Raw genomic sequence first — 18,264 nt, forward strand, 5'->3', positions numbered from 1 at the left:
GCGGCAGCACCGACACCAGCCATACGGGCGCCGCGCTTACGGATCTCGCTCATTGAATCCCCTTCATCGGCTGCGGCGGGTCGGCGCGCAGCACCAGTTCACATGGAAATGATTTCCAGGAACCTAGGGAGGGTTCGGTGCGCCTGTCAAATGCGCTCCCGGGGAAAGGATTTCGGTGAAGCCGGGTGCACACATGCACATTGTCTACTTTGACAACCATTTGCAATAAGGTCGATGCTGGGCGCCATGACCCAGACTCTCCCTGCCCGTTCCCGCGCCGCGGCGGCATCCGCGGCCCTCGCAACCGTCTTGCTCGCCGGCTGCTCGTCCGGGATCGACTCGGACCGGCAGGCAGTCGTGGCCGAAGACCCGGAGACCGCTGCGCCCGTCGAGGCCTCGCACGCGGTCCCGCGGCTGGCGGTGTCCTATGCCGGCGGCGTGCTGGTGCTCGACGCGGCAAGCCTCGAGGTGGTGGGGCAGGTGCCCGTCGACGGCTTCACCAGGCTGAACCCGGCGGGCGACGGCAGGCACGTCCTCGTCACTGCCGCAGATGCCTTCAGGGTGCTCGATGTCGGAACCTGGTCGGAGCCGCACGGTGACCACTCGCACCATTACACCTCGGCTCCGGCGTTCACCGGCACCGAGTTCGCCGCGAGAAAGCCCGGCCACGTGGTCCGGCATGCCGGGCGCACCGCGCTGTTCCACGACGGGTCCGGGCTGGTCGAGACTTTCGATCCGCGGGGGCTGGCGGACGGGAAACCGGCGGTGGACAGCCACACGACCGCGGAACCCCATCACGGTGTGGCGGTGGAACTGGCGAACGGCGGCCTGATCACCACCCTCGGCAACGAGGAGGAACGCACCGGCATCGTCGTTCTCGACCGGGACCGCCGGGAGGTCGCTCGCGATGAGCGGTGCCCGGGCGTGCACGGTGAGGCCGCCGCGGCGAACGAGGTCATCCTCTTCGGTTGCCAGGACGGGGCCCTCGTCTACCGCGACGGCCTCATCGCCAAGATCACGAGCCCCGACGCCTACGGGCGGATCGGCAACCAGGCGGGCGCGGAGGCCTCCGATGTGGTGCTCGGTGACTACAAGACCGACCGGGACGCCGAACTCGAGCGGCCGCAACGGGTGATGCTGGTGAACACGACGACCGCGGCGCTGACGCCCGTCGACCTCGGCACCAGTTACACCTTCCGGTCCCTCGGCCGCGGCCCGCGTGGCGAGGCGCTGGTGTTGGGCACCGACGGCCGGCTGCACGTCATCGACCAGAACACGGGGGCGGTGACCAACCGGATTCCGGTGCTCGGTGTGTGGTCCGAGCCGGACGAGTGGCAGTCGCCGCGCCCCGCGCTGTTCGTCGACGGCGGCACCGCCTACGTCAGCGACCCGGCCACGAGTTCACTGCACGCGGTCGACCTCGGCTCGGGTGCCGTGGTCCGCTCGACGGTGTTGCCGCAGTCGCCCATCGAGCTGACCGGCGTCAGCGGCTGACCCCGAACTCGGTCTTCAGCCGGCCGAGGCCCAGCTGTCCGGGCCGAACACCTCGTAGTGGATGTGCTCGGCCGGGACCTGGCGCTCGATCAGCGTCTCGCGGACGGCGAGCATGAAGGGCAGCGGTCCGCAGAGGTAGACCTGGGTGCCCGGCTCGATCTCGACGGCGGACAGGTCTGCCCGGCCGAGGTGCGTGGTCTCGCCCGCCGCCCGCGTGCCCAGGTCCTCGTACCACCGGTGCATCTGTGCGAACGGAATCCGCCTCACCAGTTCGGTCAACTCTGCGCGATGCGCGTGCTGGGCGGGGGAGCGGTCCGCGTGCAGCACCGAGACCGAGCGCGGATCGCCGGTGGCGGCGAGGTGGTTGAGGATCCCGATCATCGGCGTGCAGCCGATCCCGGCGGACACCAGCAGCAGGGGAGCATCGTCCTCCTCGATCACCAGGTCGCCGAACGGTAGCGACACCGACACATCGTCGCCCTCGAACAGATTGCGGTACAGGTGGTTCGAGACCTCGCCTGCCGGAATCGAGAATCCGTCGGGCCGGTCCTGCGCGGCGACGGCCTTCACGCTGATCTGCCACTCCGACTGCGAGGGTGCGCCGACCAGGCTGTACTGCCTGATCTGGCGGGCGCCGTCCGGGAGTCGGACGCCGACGGAGATGTACTGCCCCGGCCGGTAGGCGGGCAGGGGTTCGCCGTCGGCCGGGCTCAGGATGAAGGTGACGGTGTCGGCGGACTGCAGGACGCGCCTGCTCACCACCATGCGGCGCCAGACCTCGCCCGCCCGGACCCCGGCGGAGGAGTAGAGGTCCGCCTCGAGCCCGATCAGGGTGTTCGCCATCAGCCAATAGACCTCGTCCCATGCGGCCGCGACCTCCGGGGTGACGGCATCGCCCAGGACCTCCACGATCGCCTCGAACAGGTACTTGTGCACGATCACGTACTGATCGGCGGTGATTCCGAGTGAGGCGTGCTTGTTCGCGATCCGCGACATGATCAGTTCCGTGCGCGGGGCGTCGGGGCTGACCTGTAGTGCGGCGAAGGCCGCTATCGCGCCGGCGAGGGCCTTCTGCTGCTGGCCCTGTTTCTGGTTACCCCGGTTGAACAGATCGCGTTCGAGTTCGGGATGGGCGGCGAACATCTTCGGGTAGAAGAGCGCGGTGATGTCCTCGATGGCAGCTCCCACGGCGGGGAGGGTCGCCTTGATGACTTCGGTCGATGCTGGAGAGAGGCTCATGACCCGACGGTATTTAACTTGCATATGAAATACCAGTATTGTGACGTAATCCACTACGCGGTGTAGTAGGTCTTCTACCTGGGGGTTCGTCGAGATCTCACGCTGCGCCCCGAACCTCGGCGTGGCAGGCCGCGGCATGCGCGGCGAGGAAGAGGTCGGCGTCCTCGGCGCGGCCCGTGGTCGCCAACAACTCGGCGAGGATGTGTGCCTGGCGCAGATTCGAGGCCCTGGCGACGGCCTCGAGGAAGTCGCGGTCCTCGAACAGGTCCGCGGCGTCGTCGGCGCGCTGGAGGATCATGCAGATGTCGGTCATTGGGGGCTCCGATCGGTGTTCGGATCCGCCGGGGGTGTCGGCGGTTCGGCTCTTTCCGATGTACCCATGGTGGCCGCGATCTGTGAGTGCACCGTGTGCACTCCTTGGCATTTCGCTAAGGGTTGGGTGCGTCCGGCCAGGCCGCCAGTCGCCGCCGACTCACGAATCGTCTCGGCTCGCCCGTGTGTGGGTCGGTGAACTCGACGGAACGCGCCAGCAGCTGCAGCGGACTTGAATAGTCGTCCGGGGCAACGTCATACAGTCGGGGGTAGAAGTTGTCGCCGAGGATCGGGATGCCGAGCGAGTTCAGGTGGACCCGAAGCTGGTGCATCTTCCCGGTCGTTGGGAGCAGTCGATATCGCCCGAGCTCGCCACGGGTGTCGAGTAGCTCGATGTGGGTGTGCGCGTTCGGTTCCCCCGGCGCCTCGGTGCACTGCAGCATTCCGCGTTCCTTGACGATGCGGCTGTGCACCGTCCTCGGCAGGGACAGTGACGGGTCGAATCCGGCGATGGCCTCGTACTCCTTTGTCACCAGACGCTGTTCGAACAGCAGCTGGTACGCCCGCCGGGCCTCCTGCCGGACCGTGAACACCAGCACGCCCGCCGTCACCCGGTCCAGGCGATGCGCGGGCGTGAGCTCGGGAAGATCGAGGTCGCGGCGCAGCCGGACCAGCGCCGACTCCACGATGTGCCTGCCGCGCGGGGTGCTGGCCAGAAAATGCGGCTTGTCCACGACCAGCAGGTCGCGGTCCCGATGCAGGATCTCGATCTCGAACGGCACGCGCGGCTCGACCGGCGGGTCGCGGTAGAGGTACACGAAGGACCGCGGTGCGAACGCGGTCTCGGCGGTGACCGGCACTCCGTCCCCGCCCACCACCTCGGCCAGCTCGACCTTCTCCCGGAGCCGTGTCGCATCGTCGGGGAAGCGGGCGAGCAGGTACTCGAGCACCGTCGTCCAGGGGCCGCGTTCGGGCAGCCTCAGCCGGGTGGGGTTGAGGCCGTCGCGGACGGGGAGTGGGGCGGCGGGCACCCTCGGAGGGTAGGCGGTCGCGGCCGGACTAGTCGGCCTCGACCCGCACGGACCGGCCCTCGCGCGCCGAGCGGCGAATCGCGTCCAGCACGGCCTGCCCGGCGACGCCGTCGCGAAAGGTCGCCGCGGGCGGCTCGTCCGGGTCCGGGGCCTGACCGAGGATGCCTCGCCGGAAGGCGTCGGCGAGCCGCGCATACGGGGCCCGGTCCAGGCCGGTCGAGTGCATCCAGTCGTAGGTGGTGGTGAACAGCTCGTGCGGAGGCGGCTGGGGGGCGGGGTTGGCCAGGTCGGCCGGCATCGGCACCTCCTTCTCGCCGGTCCCATCGGCGTGAAACACCGTGTCGCCGTTGATCCACAGTGTTCCGAGCGTGCCCGCGACTCGCGTGGTCATCAGCAGCGGCCCCCATGCGCCGACGGTGCTCTGCAGCACCCCGTCGACACCGGTCGCGGTACGGAAGTGCACGGTGAAGGAATCCTCCGCGCTCTGCCCGCGGTCGGCGACAACCGGGAGGCCGGCGCTGACCGTGTCGAACTCGCCGAGGCTGCTGCGAATCTGGTCGATCATGTGGGTGCCCTGGGCGCCCAGCCAGCCGCCGCCACTGCCCGCGTCGGTCCACCATCCGGGCGCCTCGCTGCCCTGGGCGGCGAACAGCGGCAGATGCATCAGAAAGGTGGCGAGCCGCGGGGCGCCGATCGCACCGGTCCGGATCTGCCTGGCCAACAGTGCCTGCGGGCTCGCGTAGCGGAACTCGGTACCGACCATGTGTACGACGCCGGACTTCTCGGCGGCGGCCAGCATCGACCGGGCCTCGTTCAGGTCCGCCGCGAACGGCTTCTCGCACACCACGTGCAGTCCGCGCTCGGCGGCCTCGATGACCAGAGCGGCATGGGTGTGCGGAGGCGTCGCGACGGTGACAGCGTCGATCTCGGCGACCGCGAGGGCCTCGTCGAGGGAGCACGCGGCGTGCGGTATCCCCATGCGCGCGGCGCGGTCCGCGGTACGGACCCGATCGCGCCCGATCAGCGCCCGTACCTCGAACCCGGCATCCCGAAACGCGGGCACGTGGGTGATGCAGCCGAATCCGGTGCCGATCACGGCCAGCCCCAGCGTCTTGTTCGTCATGTCATTCCTGCCTGAGTTCGATAGTTATTCGATGCAACTGATGCACCCTCTCGAAGCACGGCCATCCCGATGGCGGGGCGCGGCGAATTTCGAGGGTACGGCGATTGGATCGACTGCAGCGTAGCGATATTCGCAAAGTCATCGTGTGCGATTGACCGCTGATATATGGTCCCGCGAATCAAGAGCCGATGCCGGTGGTGGCATCGGACATGAGCACATTGGAGCTTGGAAAATGAATCGGCGTTTGGTTGCGAGCCTCATGTTCATCGCTGCAGGTCTGCTGGCGGTGCCCGCGACCGCTCAAGCGGCGCCCCCGACGTCCGAGAACTGCGTGGAGTCGGGCAATGGCCAGGCCTGCGCCCTCGGGTCCGTTTCTACGCCGGCCCCGATCGCCGACGAGTGTTCCGACGCGAACGAGAACGAGGACTGCGCGAGCGGCGGATCCAGCATCGTGGACCTCGGCGCGCTGCTGAAGTCCTTCTCCGGCGGTATCGGGTTCGACAGCCAGGTCGGGTAGCGCCCGAGCCGTGCACCGCGCACCGAGTGTGGCCGCAGATCCCCACGGATCTGCGGCCACACTCCGCTCGAGTCCGTCGTGATTTCCTGCCGATTTCGGTTGTTTTGCAGCGCAACTCAGGTACGGTCCAGCCCGTCAGTGTGCCGAAGGCGAGGTCGGCGCGAGAACCGAACACACGGAGCTGTCATATGAGTCGACGTTTTGGTGCGTGCCTGTTGTTCGCGGCTACCGGGGCCCTGTTGCTGCCCGGTGTCGCCGCCGCGGACACGGTGGACGGTGGTGGCGGCGGCTGGGCGCCGCTGACGGTCGGCGGCGCCACCGAGGCCTTTACCGGCACCATGACGCTCGGCGGCGGTTTCCCCGCGGCGACCTTCACCAGTGACTCCCGGGCGCCGGTTCAGGTCCCGTCCGGCGCGAGCACCTACCTCAATGCGAACACCCCGGTGGGCGCGAAGTACGGATCGAGCCAGGGCAAGGGCTACATCAACCTGCACCCGAAGGCGGACAACGCGACGTCACCGTCGACCACGACCTACACGTTCGATGCGGCGACGCCGGCCGCGGGCTGGACCTTCGTTCTCGGCGACATCGACGCCGACCGTGTCGTCATCTCGGCGACCGACGCGGCGGGAGCGGCGGTTCCGGCGGCCGGGCTCGGGTTCAAGGGAGCATTCAACTACTGCGGGGGAAGCCCGGCGCCGTGCCCGACGGAGTCGGACGTGCCGACCTGGAACGGCGCGGGCGAGCTGATCGGCAATGCCGCCGCGAGCGACACATCCGGCGCCGCGGCCTGGTTCGAGCCGACAACGGCCCTCAAGACGCTGACCTTCACCTACTACCAGCGCTCGGGTCTGCCCGTGTACCAGACCTGGTTCGCCTCGCTGGCCAATGACATCTCCGGCAAGGTCACGGGATGCCCGGGCGCCGCGGGTGCACCCGCGGGTGGGGTGGCCGTGAAGCTGATCGGGCCCGCCGGTCAGGAGATCGCGAGCACGGTGACCGCCGCGGACGGGACCTACTCGTTCACGAACTACACCGCCGCACCCGGCTACAAGGTCCGGGCGAGCACCCCCGCCGCGGACTGCGTCATCGACGTGGCGAACCTGCCGGCCGATCTCGGCGCCGGTGATGTCACGGGCCTGAACTTCGTCTCGACTCCGAAGTCGGGCGAACCGGGTGACGGCGGCGCCGGTTCCAGCTCCGGGTCCAGCACCGGTTCCCTTTCCGGGGTGCTCTCCGGACTGATGAAGCTGGGCGGTGCGGGCGCCAGCTCGGGCGGCATCGGGTTCGAGTCCGGCGTCGGGTAGCTCCCACCAGGCGGTCGCGGATCCATCGGACCCGCGACCGCGCTAGTAGGGTCGCGGTATGGGGAAATGGACCGCGCGGGACATCACTGATCAGCAGGGTCGCACCTTCGTGGTGACCGGCGCCAACAGCGGGCTGGGCGAGGTCGCGGCGCGCGCGCTCGGAGCGGCGGGCGCGACCGTGATCCTGGCCTGCCGCGACGTCGACAAGGCGGGCGTCGTCGCCGCCCAGATCGGGGAGAACGCGCAGGTGCGGCGCCTCGACCTGGCGGACCTGGCATCGGTGCGCGAGTTCGCGGCCGGCGTCGAGGGTGTCGATGTGTTGATCAACAACGCAGGTGTGATGGCCGTGCCGCAGGGGACCACCGTCGACGGGTTCGAGACGCAGTTCGGCACCAATCATCTCGGTCACTTCGCGCTGACCGGACTGCTGCTCGATCGGATCACGGACCGCGTGGTCACCCTCTCCAGCGGCTTCCACCGGCTGGGGACGATGAACCTGGATGACCCGAACTGGGAGCGTAGGAAGTACAACCGGTGGCTGGCCTACGGACAGTCGAAGTTGGCGAACCTGCTGTTCGCCTACGAGCTGGACCGTCGCCTGTCCTCGGCCGGTTCCAAGGTCAAATCCCTTGCCGCACATCCCGGTTACGCGGCGACCAATCTGCAGTCGCATACCGCCTCGGTCTGGGACAAGCTGATGGTGGTGGGGAACCTGGCCGCGCAGAGCGCCGAGATGGGTGCGCTGCCCGAGTTGTATGCCGCGACCGTCGACACCGCCGCGTCCGGATCCTTCATCGGACCCGACGGCCCGTTCGAGCAGCGCGGGTACCCGAAGTCGGTGGGCTCGAATGCGAAGTCCCGCGACCGCGCCGTGGCCGCGGGCCTGTGGGGCGAGTCCGAGCGGCTCACCGGCGTCACCTACTCCTTCGGAAAGTGAGCACCCAGATGTCGATTCGCCGGCTGAACCATGCCGTGTTGTTCGTGTCCGACCTCCAGCGCAGCCTGGCCTTCTACCAGGACGTGCTCGGATTCCGTCCGCTCCCGGGCGGATTCCCCGGTGCTGCCTTTCTGCAGGCCGCGAACTCGGCGAACGACCATGACCTCGGTCTGTTCCAGAGCCCGAGCGGCCCGAGCCGCGCCAGGCAGGGCGACGTCGGGCTCTACCACCTCGCCTGGGAGGTGGACACCCTCACCGACCTGGCCGCGATGCGCGAAAAGCTCATCGAGGCAGGCGCATTGACCGGTGCGAGCAACCACGGCTCGACCAAGGCGCTCTACGCCCGCGACCCCGACGGCATCGAGTTCGAGGTGTGCTGGCTCGTCCCCGACGCCCACATCGAGGACGAGCTCGTGCCGGGGATGCCGCCGACCCGCCCGCTGGACATCGAGGCCGAGATCGTGCGGTACGGGGCGGACACCCCGAGCGGCCCGCGCACCGATCACGCGGTCTGGGCCCGACTGTTCGCGGAGCGATCAGCCGGCCGGTGACCCACCTCAGCTCGCCGTCGGGGAGTAGTGCTGCGGCAGTTCGCGACGCTCGGCGGGCGGCAGGTTTCGAGCAGGCGTCTCGACCAGCGGCGCCGACGAGGGGAGCTCGCCGCGGGTGCGCCGCCACGCCGAGCGGGCCCGCGGATGGAAGCGTCGGTCGAAGGGCAGTAACTTCCAGGTCCACGCCACCACCCGGCCGAGCGCGGTGAGGGCGATCTCGTCGAGCCGGGTCCACCTCAATCCCAGCATCTTCCGGACCGGCGCGGGGTACATGCCGATCGTGATCCACAGGTAGCCCTTGGCTATCGGGATACGGGCCAGCCGCCACGCCGGTTGCGGCAGCCAGGTCAGGAACGGTGGTCGTTCGAGCCCGCGGATGTCGAGGACGGCCCTGGTCGCCACATTGTCCTCGAGTCCGTTCTCGCACATGTCATTCCAGTACGCCTCGAAACTCGCCCAGTCGGGCGGCACGTTGCGCATGGTCATCCCGTACAGCCGGTACCACTGCACGCTCTCGGCGTACAGCTGTTCCTTGTCGGCGGCGTCGAGCCGGTCCCCGAAGTACCTGTTGACGACGATCGGGCCCATGGCGAAGGTCGCGTGCGCCCAGAAGAACGTCTCCGGGTTCAGCGCGCTGTACGGCCTGCCCTGCTTGTCGACGCCCTTGATGGTGGTGTGATAGCCGCGAATCGCGACCGCGGTTTGTTCCGCGCGGTCGCCGTCGTAGACGACGCCGTAGATCGGATACAGCGAGCGGTACAGGCGCTCCCAGCGCTCGTCGAAGAACCGGGAGTGTTCCTCCACGCCCGCGCCCAGCTGGGGGTGCATGTTCTGCATCGACCCGGCCCACAGCCCGAGCAGGATGCCCCGCCAATCGCCGAAGTATTTCCAGGTCAGCGAGGTCTCGTCGAGGGGTACCGCCTTGTCACGCGCCATGAACACTCCCGAATTGCCGTTAACTTGCGTGCCGTCAACGCTAGGAGTGACAACGACTGTTGTCAATGCCTGCCCGATGTCCCGCCCGCGTGCGCGACGAGAGGGGATTCCCTGCTGGTGAGGCTCAGTCGTCGGCCTCCGCGACCACGAGGGTGACCTCGATGTTGCCGCGGGTGGCGTTGGAGTAGGGGCACACCTGATGCGCCTTGTCCGCCAGGTCCTCCGCCTCCGGCCTCGGCAGGTGGGGCAGCGAGACCTCGAGCGTGACCTCGAGTCCGAATCCGCCCCCGTCGAGGGCGCCGATGCCGACCCGGGCGCCCACCGCGGAGTCCGCGACGTTCGCCTTGGCCTGCCGCGCGACGAGCTGGAGCGCGGAGTGGAAGCAGGCCGCGTAGCCTGCCGCGAAGAGTTGCTCGGGGTTGGTGCCGTCGCCGGTGCCGCCCATCGCGGCCGGGATGGCGAGGTCGAGATCGAGCCTGCCGTCCGAGGAGCGGGCGTGGCCGTTGCGTCCGTCGCCGGTGGCCAGGGCTTCCGCGGTGTAGAGCGCCTTCATGGGTTTCTCCTGTGTGGGGTGGGGGAGTGGGTCGGGGATCGGGTTGCGTCGTGCAGTGCCTGGGTGACCCGGGTCAGGGCCTCCCGGAGGGCGGTCAGCTCGGGACCGGACATGCCGGTGGATTCGGCGAGCCGGCGTGGGATGTCCTGCGCGCGGTCACGCAGGGCCCCGCCCGCAGACGTCAGGTGGATCTCGACGCGGCGCTCGTCGGTGCTCAGGCGCCGGCGTTCGATGAGCTCGAGGCCCTCGAGTCGCTTGAGCAGGGGCGAGAGGGTGCCGGTGTCCAGGTCGAGCTCCTCGCAGATCTCGCGGACGCCGCGACCGTCGCGTTCCCAGAGGGTGAGCATCACCAGGTACTGCGGGTAGGTGAGCCCGAGGTCCTCCAGGAGCGGGCGGTACGCCGCCGTGGCGGCGCGCGACGCCGAGTAGAGGGCGAAGCACACCTGGCGGTCGAGGGCGAGGTCGTCGGTCACGCGGTTGAATGTAGTGCCAAGTTAAATTGTGCACAACTAAATGTGACACTGCTCAAATGGCCGTGCGGCAATTCGGTGGCGGTGCGAGTCGCAACTCGGGTAGCGTTCGCCTCCGCAGAAGTCGTCCGACCGAGGAGGTGAGACCGGTGTCCGGTAAGGCAATCCGGGTGCTCTCACCGCGTGCGGTCCGACGGACCTAGGTGACCGCGAGAGCGCCCATCGGCATTTCCCCGAAAGGCGTTCCCATGTCTGCTTTCTCATCGCTGTGCCCGCAAACCCTCGTCGCCCGGCTGCGTGCCGCCGGCTGCGTCTTCGCCGAGGACGAGGCGCGCCTGCTCGCCTCCGCCGCCACGAACCCCGACGAACTCGCGGACATGGTGGACCGCCGCGTCGCCGGCCTGCCTCTCGAGCAGATCCTCGGCTGGGCCGAGTTCTGCGGGCGACGGATCGCCGTGGACCCCGGGGTCTTCGTGCCGCGCCGCCGCACCGAGTTCCTCGCCCGCCAGGCGACCGCCGTCGCTCGCCACCGGGCGGTCGTCCTCGACCTCTGTTGCGGATCCGGCGCGGTGGGCGCCGTCCTGACCGCGGCCAGGGCCGAGGTCGAACTGCACGCCGTCGACGTCGACCCGGCCGCCGTCCGATGTGCGCGTCGAAATGCCGTTGGCGCCAGGGTGTATCAGGGCGATCTCTACGATCCGCTGCCCCGGTCCCTGCACCGCCGGGTCGACGTCCTGGTGGCCAACGCGCCGTACGTGCCGACCGGCTCGATCGGGCTGCTGCCGCCGGAGGCCCGCGTCCACGAGCCGCGAGTGGCGCTCGACGGCGGTGCGGACGGCGTCGTGATCCAGCGCAGAGTCGCCGCCGACGCCGCGCGTTGGCTGGCGCCGGGAGGCCACCTGCTGATCGAGACGAGCGAACGGCAGGCGCCGCTCACGGTCGACGCCTTCGTCCGCGGTGGGCTGACCCCGCGGGTGGTCCATTCCGAGGAGTCCGGGGCCACCGTCGTGATCGGAACCAGGCGCCCCGACTGAGGGTGCGATGGTTCGGTGTCACCGTCGGAGGACTACGTCGAGTCGCACGACGCGGAGGCCGCTATCGCGCTTGCGGAGGTCGTCGCGGTGGCCCACGGGATCCTCCCCGCACCTCAGCAGCTCGACGGCATCGATGCCGCGAGGTATGTCGGGTCCTTGACCACGGCGCAGCGCGCCTGGATCCTCGCGACGCTCGAACGCGCGATCGCTGACAGCGACACATCGGAGCTCCACGAGTTGTGGGCTGAGAACATGCGATCGGCGCGGGGGCCCCGCGCCGATCGCGATCATTCGACACCGCACCACTCGATCGCCACGAGTGCATATGTTTTTGCTGCGCATATGATTTCGTCGATCGCGCAGCGCTCGTCGACGGCGTGCGCCATGCCCAGGCTGCCCGGTCCGAGGCCGACGGTGGGGATACCTGCGCGGGACAGCCAGGTGAGGTCGGTTGCCGATGGGAACGGCATCACATCGGGTGCCCCGGCGAGCCGCGTGTGCGCGGCCGCCCTGGTGCGGGCGCCCGCAACGGTGAGGCAGAACGGGTGGTCCCCGTCGGTGCGGCCACCCGGGTAGTGCATCTGCCAGGTGATCGCCGGCGGATGGGCTCGCATCCATGGATCCCGCGCCGCAGCGCCCGCCACCGCACCCTCGATCTCGCCCTGGATTTCGGACAGCTCGGCCGCGGGCGGGTAGAACACCGCGTACTCGAGGGCCATCTCGTCCGGGATGAAGGCGACGTTGCGGCTGCCGCCCGCGCCGCCGTCGATCACGTCGAGGCCGATGGTGAACTGACCGGGCGTGAACAACGGATCGATCTTGGTGCTCACCCATTCGGACTCGAGCCGGCGCAACGCCTCGTGCACCGCGAGGCCCGAGTCGATGGCGCTCGAGGCCACCGGCTGGTCGTTGCGCTCGGCGAGCATTCGCGAACGCATTGACGCGTGTGCCGACTTGCCCGTCACCTCGATACGAAAGACGAGCACTCCCGGGGTGGCCGGCATGATCGACAGGGGCCGCGCGGCACCGGTCGGCTCCGCCACGATCGCGGCATCGCCGAGGTAGCCGCGCTCGAGAACGGCGGAGGTGCCCATGTGGTGCTCGAGGTTCTCCTCACCCGCGACCGCCTGCAGGATCAGGTCACCCCGCAACCGGACGCCCTCCTCCCGCAGGGCACGGGCCGCGAACGCCTGGGCCACCAACCCGCTCTTCATGTCGACCGAGCCGCGGCCCCACAGGTGGTCATCGGCGACGACTGCGGTGAAGGGGTCGTGGGTCCACGCATCTGCGTTGCCGGCGGGTACGACATCGACGTGCCCGTTGAAGACCAGTGAGCGACCGCCGCCTCTGCCCGCGACGACACCGACGGCGTTGTCGCGGCCCGGGGCCTCACCGAACAGCTCCACCTCGGCCCCCGCCTCCCGGTAGATGCCGGCGAGCAGCTGCGAGACCTCGGTCTCGCCGCCGACCAGGCCGTCGTAGTCCTGGTCGGCGTAGGTCGGGTTGATGCTGCGGATGCCGATGGCGGTGGACAGGGTGGCCAGCAGTTCGTCGCCGAGGGCGTCGATCCGGGCGCTCACCCGGTCGGGTGCGGTGTTGTTCATCGCGCCACCGCCGTCGCCTCGTCGACGGGGGTGGAGAGGTCTCCGCTGTCGTACACGGTGTTCCCGCCCAGCATCGTCCGGAGCACCTGCGTGTCCGCGAGGTCGTCGATGTCGCAGCGCAACGGGTCGCGGTCGACGATGAGGACATCGGCCTGGTTGCCAGGGGCGAGGGATCCCACGTCCGACCAGCCGATGACCTTCGCGGCGCCGGTCGTCCACATGGACAGCGCCTCGGTCCGGGTCAGTACCTGATCCGGCCCGTCGTTGCGGTGATCGCAACCGGCGAAGCGGTGCGTCTGGGCGAGTTCGATCTGCTCCCACGGGTTCTTTGGCCCCCAGTCGGTGCCGCCGCCGAGGTCGAGGCCGGCGTCGACGAGCCGCTTGAGCGGTTCGAGGTCGCGCCAGACCTGCTCGCCCATCCGCTCGCCGTACATCTTGCCCTTGCCCCAGGCGAATCCGGCCGACGTCGTGACCTGGAAGCCGAGATCGGCGTATCGCCGCACCTGGGCGGGAGTGATGGTGATGGCGTGCTGCAGGACCCAGTTCCGATCGCGGAAATCGTGATCGCGCGCCACCCGCTCCGCGATGTCGAGGAATTCGTCGTGCTCACGGAATGCGCCCATGCACATGTTCGCGCGGATCCCGTGCTCTGCGCAGAACCGGACGAAGGCCTCCTCCTTCTCCGTCGAGAGGAACCGGACGCCGCGGGTCTGTCTCCCGAACGGATTCAGATGCGGCTGGTAGGTGGCGAAGTAGCCGGAGAAGCACGGCCCGCCCGGGCTCATCGTCATCCCGTTGATGCGGAACATGTCGTCGTCGAGGTCCAATGCCTGACCCGCGAAATGCCTGAGACGCTCGGTGAATTCGTCCAGGGTCAGCGGATCGAAGGGGTAGAAGATGACCGACTCGACGTCGAAGGTCGCCATCACACGCAGGGTGAGCGCATCGCTCGCCCGCAGGTGGCGGTAGAGGGCGATGTGCTCGGGTTCCATCGCGTGGCCCTCGTACACCGTGGTCACACCCTGGGCCGAGAACCGTGCCATCTCGGCGAGCGTGCCGGCGGCCGCGTTCTCGAGGTTCGGCGGTGGCAGCTTCATCAGGATCTGACCCCAGAACGGGTCGTAGGTGTAGTAGTTGGTGACCGGGCCCCGCAGGATTCCCGTGAGGTCGCCCGTCTCGTTCTTCTCCAGGTCCACATCGCAGACCCGATCCGGGATGAAGGCGGTCAGTCCAACGGCACGTAGCCCGGTGCTGTTGAACGCCACCACGTTCGGCATCTTCGGCGCCCACGCCTGGATCATCACGGGATGCACCTCGGTCGCGCGATCGAGGGTCCACCGGTCCGGCAGGCGCCGTTCGAGCAGGTCCTGTTCCGAGCGACGGATGAAGTAGTGCGGTTCACCGACCGGCGTGCACATGATCCACTCGCCGGGCGGAGTGATCGCGGCCCTGGCCCGGATCCGTTCGACGATGTCGGCGTGGTCGACGGCATCGGTGAGGTCGACGAGCCCGCCGGCGAGGGTGCCGAAGTGCATCACATGCGGGTGCGTGTCGACCAGGCCCGGCATCACCGTGCCGCCCTCGGCGTCGATGCGCCGTGCGCCCGGACCGGCGAGGCTCGTCATCTCGTCGGTGCGCCCCGCCGCGAGCACCCGGCCGTCCGACAGCACCAGGGCCTCGGCCTCCGGAAATGCGGGGTCGAAGGTGAGCACCCGCCCGCCAGTGACAATCGTGTTGGTCATCGCTTCCTCCACTCTCGACCGGTCCACCCGGTCCGGCACCTGCGAAGCTATGCCGCCGGTCACACGCGGACATCAACCCAACGGATGAGATGGCACGGGTTTCCACCCTCGCTCGGCCTGGTCGGAACCGGGGAACCGCACTAGTGTGTGTGGACCATGCAGCCGCGGTCCGACATCGACGACCTCGCCCGGTTCAAGTCCGAGGCGATGGGGTTCCTGTCCGGGCTGGTACCGATCTCGGGGGTTGTTTTCTACTCGGTCGACGTCAACCTGAACCCGGTCGATCACGCCTTCCACCGGATCGAATCGGACCGGAACGAGCGCTACACCGAGTTCTTCCACCGGCTCGACCCGTTCCACCCCCGCCGGTTCGCCGCCACCGGCAGGCCCATCGTCAGCCTGCGCGATCTCCACCAGCGTTATCACGGGGGCGAGTACCACCGCCGCTTCATGGAGCCGCTGGGTTTGGACTACGAGGCGGAGCTGTACCTGTACTGCTCAGGGCAGATGGTCGGCGGCATCTCCCTTCACCGCTCGTCGGAGCTGGGTGACTTCACCGGCAGCGAACTGGAGCTACTCGGCACCGCACGTCACTTCGTCGAACACACCTTCACGACCGGACGGTCCTTCGATGCGACGCGGCGGGTCGACGAGTGGGGGCTCACACAACGCGAGCGCGACGTGCTTCGGCTCGTCCGCGAGGGCGCGGCGAACGCCGAGATAGGCCGTGTGCTCTACATCAGCGTCCCGACCGTGAAAACCCATCTGCAGCACATCTACGACAAGTCGGGGCTGCGGTCTCGGGCCCAGCTCATCGCGCGGCTCGGCGCGACGGACCGAGGCCCTGACCTTGGGTATGGCAACTAGGGGATGACAGTACGGCCCGATCGTGGTCAATGTAGTTGGCGATTGTTCACGCAGAGCCCGCTCGCGCCGACGGTGCATAGGCGACTTCACTTGAGCCCCAGCCACCCCGCGAGCCCGAATCCGGCCAGCGCTACCACGATCCGAAGCACCATCGGTGGAATCACCTTCACAACCGGCGGGCCACACCAACCACCGATCAATGCGCCGAGCGCCATCGCCGCGGCGGCGCCCCAGTGCACCTCCCCTGACACCGAGAACGCCAGTGCCGCCACCAGGTTCGCGACACCGAGCAGGAAACTCTTGAGGATGGTGGCCCGCCACACGGACAGCCCGGTGCAGATCAGTGTCAGCGCCAGGAAGATGACGCCCGCGCCGGCGCCGAAGTAACCGCCGTAGATCGCAACCACCCCGAGCGCCACCGGGTACAGGACAGGAAACTTCTTGCCGACGATCAGTTTCCGGATCTGCGGCTGCAGCAGTAGGGCCAGCGATGCCATCGCCACCAGGTAGGGCACCGCGGCTTCGAATGACCCGGCGGGCGCCCGCAGCAGGATCAGCGCGCCCGTCAGCCCGCCGACAGCGCTCACCGCGGCCCAGCGCCACAGCCTCGGACCCATTTCGGTCAACTCGCGTAGCGAGTTCGCGGTGCCACCGACCCCGACCGCGACCAGTGCGACGGTGTTGGTGACGTTCGCTGCGACCGGGGTGAGCCCGACCGAGAGCAGCGCCGGGTACGAGACTATCGACGCCAGTCCCGTGACGAACCCGACCAGGCCGGCACCGAACCCGGCGACCACCAGTAGCAGGTACTGCGGCAGGCTCATCGGGGCAGCACGTGCCCGATCGGCCACGCGGTCAGATACCCACCCATTCGGTCACCCCCTCGGCGAAGCCCTGTCGCTTCCAGATCGGGACCTCGGCCTTGATCAGTTCCACCAGCAGCGCGCAGGCGGCGAACGCCTCCGCCCGGTGCGGGGCGGCGACGGCGGCGACGAGGGCGAGGTCCCCGACGGTCAGTGGGCCGACGCGGTGCACGGCCGCCACCGGCAGGCCCGACTCCGCGGACACCTGCTCGCAGCACCGCCGCAGGAACCGCACGGCGTCGGGGTGCGCCAGGTACTCCAGCGTCGACACCTGCTGTCCGCCATCGTGGTTGCGCACCACGCCGGTGAACAGGACCACCGCGCCGTGCTCGGGCCCGGCGACCGCGGCGTCCACCGCGGCGGGGTCGATCGGATCGGCCGAGATGGCCGCCAGCAGTTCACTCATCGTGCAGCCCGCCACCGTTTGATCGTTCACAGGAGCCACACCCGTACCTTGTCTCCCGCTTCCATCGCCGTCACGTCCTCCGGCACGTCGACCAGGACGTCCGCCCTGGCCAGCGCCGCGACCAGGTGCGAGCCGGGACCCGACTCCAGTGTCACACCTGCAGACGTGCGCCGCCCACGCAGGAACTGTCGTTTGCCGGCCGCCGAGGTCAGTGCCGCGGCCAGGGGCAGTCGATCCGCGATCACCGGGGCAAGTCCGGCGGCGCGCCGCAGCACCGGTCGGGCGAACACCTCGAAGGAGACCAGGGTGCTGACCGGGTTGCCGGGGAAGTTGAGCACCGGGACGCCGTCGACCGCGGCCAGGCCCTGCGGCCCGCCCGGCTGCATACCGACGTGTCCGAACCAGCCGCCGAGCGGTGTCAGCACCTCGCGCACCACTTCGAACTCGCCCATGGAGACTCCGCCGGAGGTGATCACCGCGTCGGCGGACGCGGTTGCGCGGTACAGGATCTCGCGGAACCGTTCGGGGTCGTCCGTGCTCCGGTCGACGGAGACCACATCTACCCCGTTGGCGGCCAGGCTCGCCGACAGCGCGATCGAATTGGAGTCGTAGATCTGACCCGGCCCAAGCGGACGCCCGGCCGAGATCAGCTCTGCGCCCGTGGTGATCACCGCGAATTGCGGTCGGCGGCGGACCGGAATCTCGACCGTCCCGACCGCGGCGAACATCGCGAGGTGCCGCGCGGTGAGCTCGGTGCCGGCCGCCAACAGCAGGTCGCCGGAATGGACGTCGCTGCCGCGGTCCCGGACGTACTCGCCCTGTCGCCGCGACACCCGCACGGTGACCTCGGCGGCGCCGGCGTCGGTGTCCTCCACCGGCACCACGCAGTCGGCTCCCGCCGGCACCGGCGCGCCGGTCATGATCCGGACCGCGGTACCCGGCTCGATCCGGCGCGGCCCGGCGTCGCCCGCCGCGACGGTCGCGGTCACGGGCAGGGTGACGGGCACCGCGCGCACGGACTCCGCGGCCACCGCGAATCCGTCCATCTGGGAGTTGGGGAACACCGGCAGGTCCAGGGGAGAGCGGACGTCGGCGGCCAGCACCCGGCCGAGCGCCCGCGTCACGGCGACGCCCTCGGTCACCGGCGCGAGGGCGGGTTCGAGCAGGCGCTGCACCTCACGCGCGTGGTCGTCGACAGATCTACTGGTCATCGGAGCGCACTCCAGAGTGGGTGTGGTGATCGACTCATGTTTCCTTCGCTATGTCAGCCGCCGGCGA

General features: G+C 69.1%; 19 protein-coding genes and 1 pseudogene. 8 read left to right on the top strand and 12 right to left on the bottom strand.

Features of this window, described 5'->3' with window-relative positions:
- The first annotated feature begins 246 nt into the window (after positions 1-246).
- Positions 247-1,494 carry a zinc metallochaperone AztD gene (aztD, locus tag ACFQS9_RS09015; protein WP_378403697.1) on the top strand — a complete coding sequence of 416 codons (1,248 nt, stop codon included), beginning with the start codon at positions 247-249 and terminating at the stop codon, positions 1,492-1,494.
- A 15-nt stretch (positions 1,495-1,509) separates the two neighbouring features.
- On the opposite strand, the gene ACFQS9_RS09020 is transcribed toward aztD, so the two are convergent.
- The 4 genes from ACFQS9_RS09020 to ACFQS9_RS09035 form a co-directional block, all read right to left on the bottom strand.
- Positions 1,510-2,733 carry a globin domain-containing protein gene (locus ACFQS9_RS09020; protein ID WP_378403699.1) on the bottom strand — a complete coding sequence of 408 codons (1,224 nt, stop codon included), beginning with the start codon at positions 2,731-2,733 and terminating at the stop codon, positions 1,510-1,512.
- A gap of 97 nt (positions 2,734-2,830) precedes the next feature.
- The gene (locus ACFQS9_RS09025; protein ID WP_378403701.1) at positions 2,831-3,046 is read right to left on the bottom strand and encodes a hypothetical protein; all 216 of its coding nucleotides are present in this window, start codon (positions 3,044-3,046) and stop codon (positions 2,831-2,833) included.
- A gap of 115 nt (positions 3,047-3,161) precedes the next feature.
- Positions 3,162-4,076, bottom strand: coding sequence for a pseudouridine synthase (locus ACFQS9_RS09030; RefSeq protein ID WP_378403702.1), 915 nt, complete (start codon positions 4,074-4,076; stop codon positions 3,162-3,164).
- 28 nt (positions 4,077-4,104) lie between these two features.
- On the bottom strand, positions 4,105-5,199 hold the full coding sequence (locus ACFQS9_RS09035; protein ID WP_378403704.1) for a Gfo/Idh/MocA family protein: 1,095 nt from the start codon (positions 5,197-5,199) through the stop codon (positions 4,105-4,107).
- A gap of 232 nt (positions 5,200-5,431) precedes the next feature.
- On the opposite strand from ACFQS9_RS09035, the gene ACFQS9_RS09040 reads away from it, so the two are divergent.
- The 4 genes from ACFQS9_RS09040 (at position 5,432) to ACFQS9_RS09055 (ending at position 8,511) form a co-directional block, all read left to right on the top strand.
- Entirely contained in the window at positions 5,432-5,716 is a 285-nt protein-coding gene (locus ACFQS9_RS09040) for a hypothetical protein (protein WP_378403706.1), read from the top strand.
- A 188-nt stretch (positions 5,717-5,904) separates the two neighbouring features.
- Positions 5,905-7,023 (top strand): hypothetical protein, encoded by a 1,119-nt coding sequence (locus ACFQS9_RS09045; RefSeq protein WP_378403708.1) that lies wholly within the window; start codon positions 5,905-5,907, stop codon positions 7,021-7,023.
- 58 nt (positions 7,024-7,081) lie between these two features.
- A complete protein-coding gene (locus ACFQS9_RS09050; RefSeq protein ID WP_378403710.1) occupies positions 7,082-7,960 on the top strand; it encodes an oxidoreductase in 879 nt (292 codons plus the stop codon).
- A gap of 8 nt (positions 7,961-7,968) precedes the next feature.
- Positions 7,969-8,511, top strand: a complete 543-nt coding sequence (locus tag ACFQS9_RS09055; RefSeq protein ID WP_378404144.1) for a VOC family protein — start codon at positions 7,969-7,971, stop codon at positions 8,509-8,511.
- Between the two features lie 6 nt (positions 8,512-8,517).
- On the opposite strand, the gene ACFQS9_RS09060 is transcribed toward ACFQS9_RS09055, so the two are convergent.
- The 3 genes from ACFQS9_RS09060 to ACFQS9_RS09070 all read right to left on the bottom strand — a co-directional run bounded on the left by ACFQS9_RS09060 (position 8,518) and on the right by ACFQS9_RS09070 (position 10,473).
- Positions 8,518-9,447: an oxygenase MpaB family protein gene (locus ACFQS9_RS09060; protein WP_378403712.1), complete on the bottom strand. Its 930-nt coding sequence runs from the start codon at positions 9,445-9,447 to the stop codon at positions 8,518-8,520.
- Between the two features lie 124 nt (positions 9,448-9,571).
- On the bottom strand, positions 9,572-10,000 hold the full coding sequence (locus ACFQS9_RS09065) for an organic hydroperoxide resistance protein (RefSeq protein ID WP_378403714.1): 429 nt from the start codon (positions 9,998-10,000) through the stop codon (positions 9,572-9,574).
- Positions 9,997-10,473 carry a MarR family winged helix-turn-helix transcriptional regulator gene (locus tag ACFQS9_RS09070; RefSeq protein ID WP_378403716.1) on the bottom strand — a complete coding sequence of 159 codons (477 nt, stop codon included), beginning with the start codon at positions 10,471-10,473 and terminating at the stop codon, positions 9,997-9,999. The genes ACFQS9_RS09065 and ACFQS9_RS09070 overlap by 4 nt, the downstream gene beginning before the upstream one ends.
- A gap of 245 nt (positions 10,474-10,718) precedes the next feature.
- Between ACFQS9_RS09070 and ACFQS9_RS09075 the strand changes: the two genes are divergently transcribed.
- Together ACFQS9_RS09075 and ACFQS9_RS09080 are read left to right on the top strand one after the other, a co-directional pair.
- Positions 10,719-11,504, top strand: a complete 786-nt coding sequence (locus ACFQS9_RS09075; RefSeq protein ID WP_378403718.1) for a putative protein N(5)-glutamine methyltransferase — start codon at positions 10,719-10,721, stop codon at positions 11,502-11,504.
- Between the two features lie 15 nt (positions 11,505-11,519).
- A pseudogene (locus tag ACFQS9_RS09080) lies at positions 11,520-11,744 on the top strand (DUF4259 domain-containing protein); the annotation flags it as partial.
- Positions 11,745-11,791: 47 nt separating this feature from the next.
- Here ACFQS9_RS09080 and ACFQS9_RS09085 read toward each other — a convergent pair.
- The gene (locus ACFQS9_RS09085; RefSeq protein WP_378403720.1) at positions 11,792-13,108 is read right to left on the bottom strand and encodes an ArgE/DapE family deacylase; all 1,317 of its coding nucleotides are present in this window, start codon (positions 13,106-13,108) and stop codon (positions 11,792-11,794) included.
- On the bottom strand, positions 13,105-14,850 hold the full coding sequence (locus ACFQS9_RS09090) for an amidohydrolase (protein WP_378403722.1): 1,746 nt from the start codon (positions 14,848-14,850) through the stop codon (positions 13,105-13,107). The genes ACFQS9_RS09085 and ACFQS9_RS09090 overlap by 4 nt, the downstream gene beginning before the upstream one ends.
- A 156-nt stretch (positions 14,851-15,006) precedes the next feature.
- On the opposite strand from ACFQS9_RS09090, the gene ACFQS9_RS09095 reads away from it, so the two are divergent.
- A complete protein-coding gene (locus tag ACFQS9_RS09095; protein ID WP_378403724.1) occupies positions 15,007-15,717 on the top strand; it encodes a response regulator transcription factor in 711 nt (236 codons plus the stop codon).
- 86 nt (positions 15,718-15,803) lie between these two features.
- Here the strand turns inward: ACFQS9_RS09095 and ACFQS9_RS09100 are convergent, their stop codons facing one another.
- The 3 genes from ACFQS9_RS09100 to ACFQS9_RS09110 are packed head-to-tail and all read right to left on the bottom strand — an operon-like array spanning position 15,804 to position 18,197.
- Positions 15,804-16,541 (bottom strand): sulfite exporter TauE/SafE family protein, encoded by a 738-nt coding sequence (locus ACFQS9_RS09100; protein ID WP_378403726.1) that lies wholly within the window; start codon positions 16,539-16,541, stop codon positions 15,804-15,806.
- 31 nt (positions 16,542-16,572) lie between these two features.
- Positions 16,573-16,986 (bottom strand): molybdenum cofactor biosynthesis protein MoaE, encoded by a 414-nt coding sequence (locus tag ACFQS9_RS09105; protein ID WP_378403728.1) that lies wholly within the window; start codon positions 16,984-16,986, stop codon positions 16,573-16,575.
- 26 nt (positions 16,987-17,012) lie between these two features.
- Positions 17,013-18,197, bottom strand: coding sequence for a molybdopterin molybdotransferase MoeA (locus ACFQS9_RS09110; RefSeq protein ID WP_378403730.1), 1,185 nt, complete (start codon positions 18,195-18,197; stop codon positions 17,013-17,015).
- Positions 18,198-18,264 lie beyond the last annotated feature (67 nt).

Source organism: Rhodococcus daqingensis (assembly GCF_042665615.1).
GTDB classification, from domain to species: domain Bacteria; phylum Actinomycetota; class Actinomycetes; order Mycobacteriales; family Mycobacteriaceae; genus Rhodococcus_G; species Rhodococcus_G daqingensis.

Bases quoted from the DNA above. Each gene is read 5' to 3' on its own strand.
- aztD (WP_378403697.1), top strand. From the start codon at position 247: ATGACCCAGACTCTCCCTGCCCGTTCCCGCGCCGCGGCGGCATCCGCG.
- ACFQS9_RS09020 (WP_378403699.1), bottom strand. From the start codon at position 2,733: ATGAGCCTCTCTCCAGCATCGACCGAAGTCATCAAGGCGACCCTCCCC.
- ACFQS9_RS09025 (WP_378403701.1), bottom strand. From the start codon at position 3,046: ATGACCGACATCTGCATGATCCTCCAGCGCGCCGACGACGCCGCGGAC.
- ACFQS9_RS09035 (WP_378403704.1), bottom strand. From the start codon at position 5,199: ATGACGAACAAGACGCTGGGGCTGGCCGTGATCGGCACCGGATTCGGC.
- ACFQS9_RS09040 (WP_378403706.1), top strand. From the start codon at position 5,432: ATGAATCGGCGTTTGGTTGCGAGCCTCATGTTCATCGCTGCAGGTCTG.
- ACFQS9_RS09045 (WP_378403708.1), top strand. From the start codon at position 5,905: ATGAGTCGACGTTTTGGTGCGTGCCTGTTGTTCGCGGCTACCGGGGCC.
- ACFQS9_RS09050 (WP_378403710.1), top strand. From the start codon at position 7,082: ATGGGGAAATGGACCGCGCGGGACATCACTGATCAGCAGGGTCGCACC.
- ACFQS9_RS09055 (WP_378404144.1), top strand. From the start codon at position 7,969: ATGTCGATTCGCCGGCTGAACCATGCCGTGTTGTTCGTGTCCGACCTC.
- ACFQS9_RS09060 (WP_378403712.1), bottom strand. From the start codon at position 9,447: ATGGCGCGTGACAAGGCGGTACCCCTCGACGAGACCTCGCTGACCTGG.
- ACFQS9_RS09065 (WP_378403714.1), bottom strand. From the start codon at position 10,000: ATGAAGGCGCTCTACACCGCGGAAGCCCTGGCCACCGGCGACGGACGC.
- ACFQS9_RS09075 (WP_378403718.1), top strand. From the start codon at position 10,719: ATGTCTGCTTTCTCATCGCTGTGCCCGCAAACCCTCGTCGCCCGGCTG.
- ACFQS9_RS09085 (WP_378403720.1), bottom strand. From the start codon at position 13,108: ATGAACAACACCGCACCCGACCGGGTGAGCGCCCGGATCGACGCCCTC.
- ACFQS9_RS09090 (WP_378403722.1), bottom strand. From the start codon at position 14,850: ATGACCAACACGATTGTCACTGGCGGGCGGGTGCTCACCTTCGACCCC.
- ACFQS9_RS09095 (WP_378403724.1), top strand. From the start codon at position 15,007: ATGCAGCCGCGGTCCGACATCGACGACCTCGCCCGGTTCAAGTCCGAG.
- ACFQS9_RS09100 (WP_378403726.1), bottom strand. From the start codon at position 16,541: ATGAGCCTGCCGCAGTACCTGCTACTGGTGGTCGCCGGGTTCGGTGCC.
- ACFQS9_RS09105 (WP_378403728.1), bottom strand. From the start codon at position 16,986: ATGAGTGAACTGCTGGCGGCCATCTCGGCCGATCCGATCGACCCCGCC.
- ACFQS9_RS09110 (WP_378403730.1), bottom strand. From the start codon at position 18,197: ATGACCAGTAGATCTGTCGACGACCACGCGCGTGAGGTGCAGCGCCTG.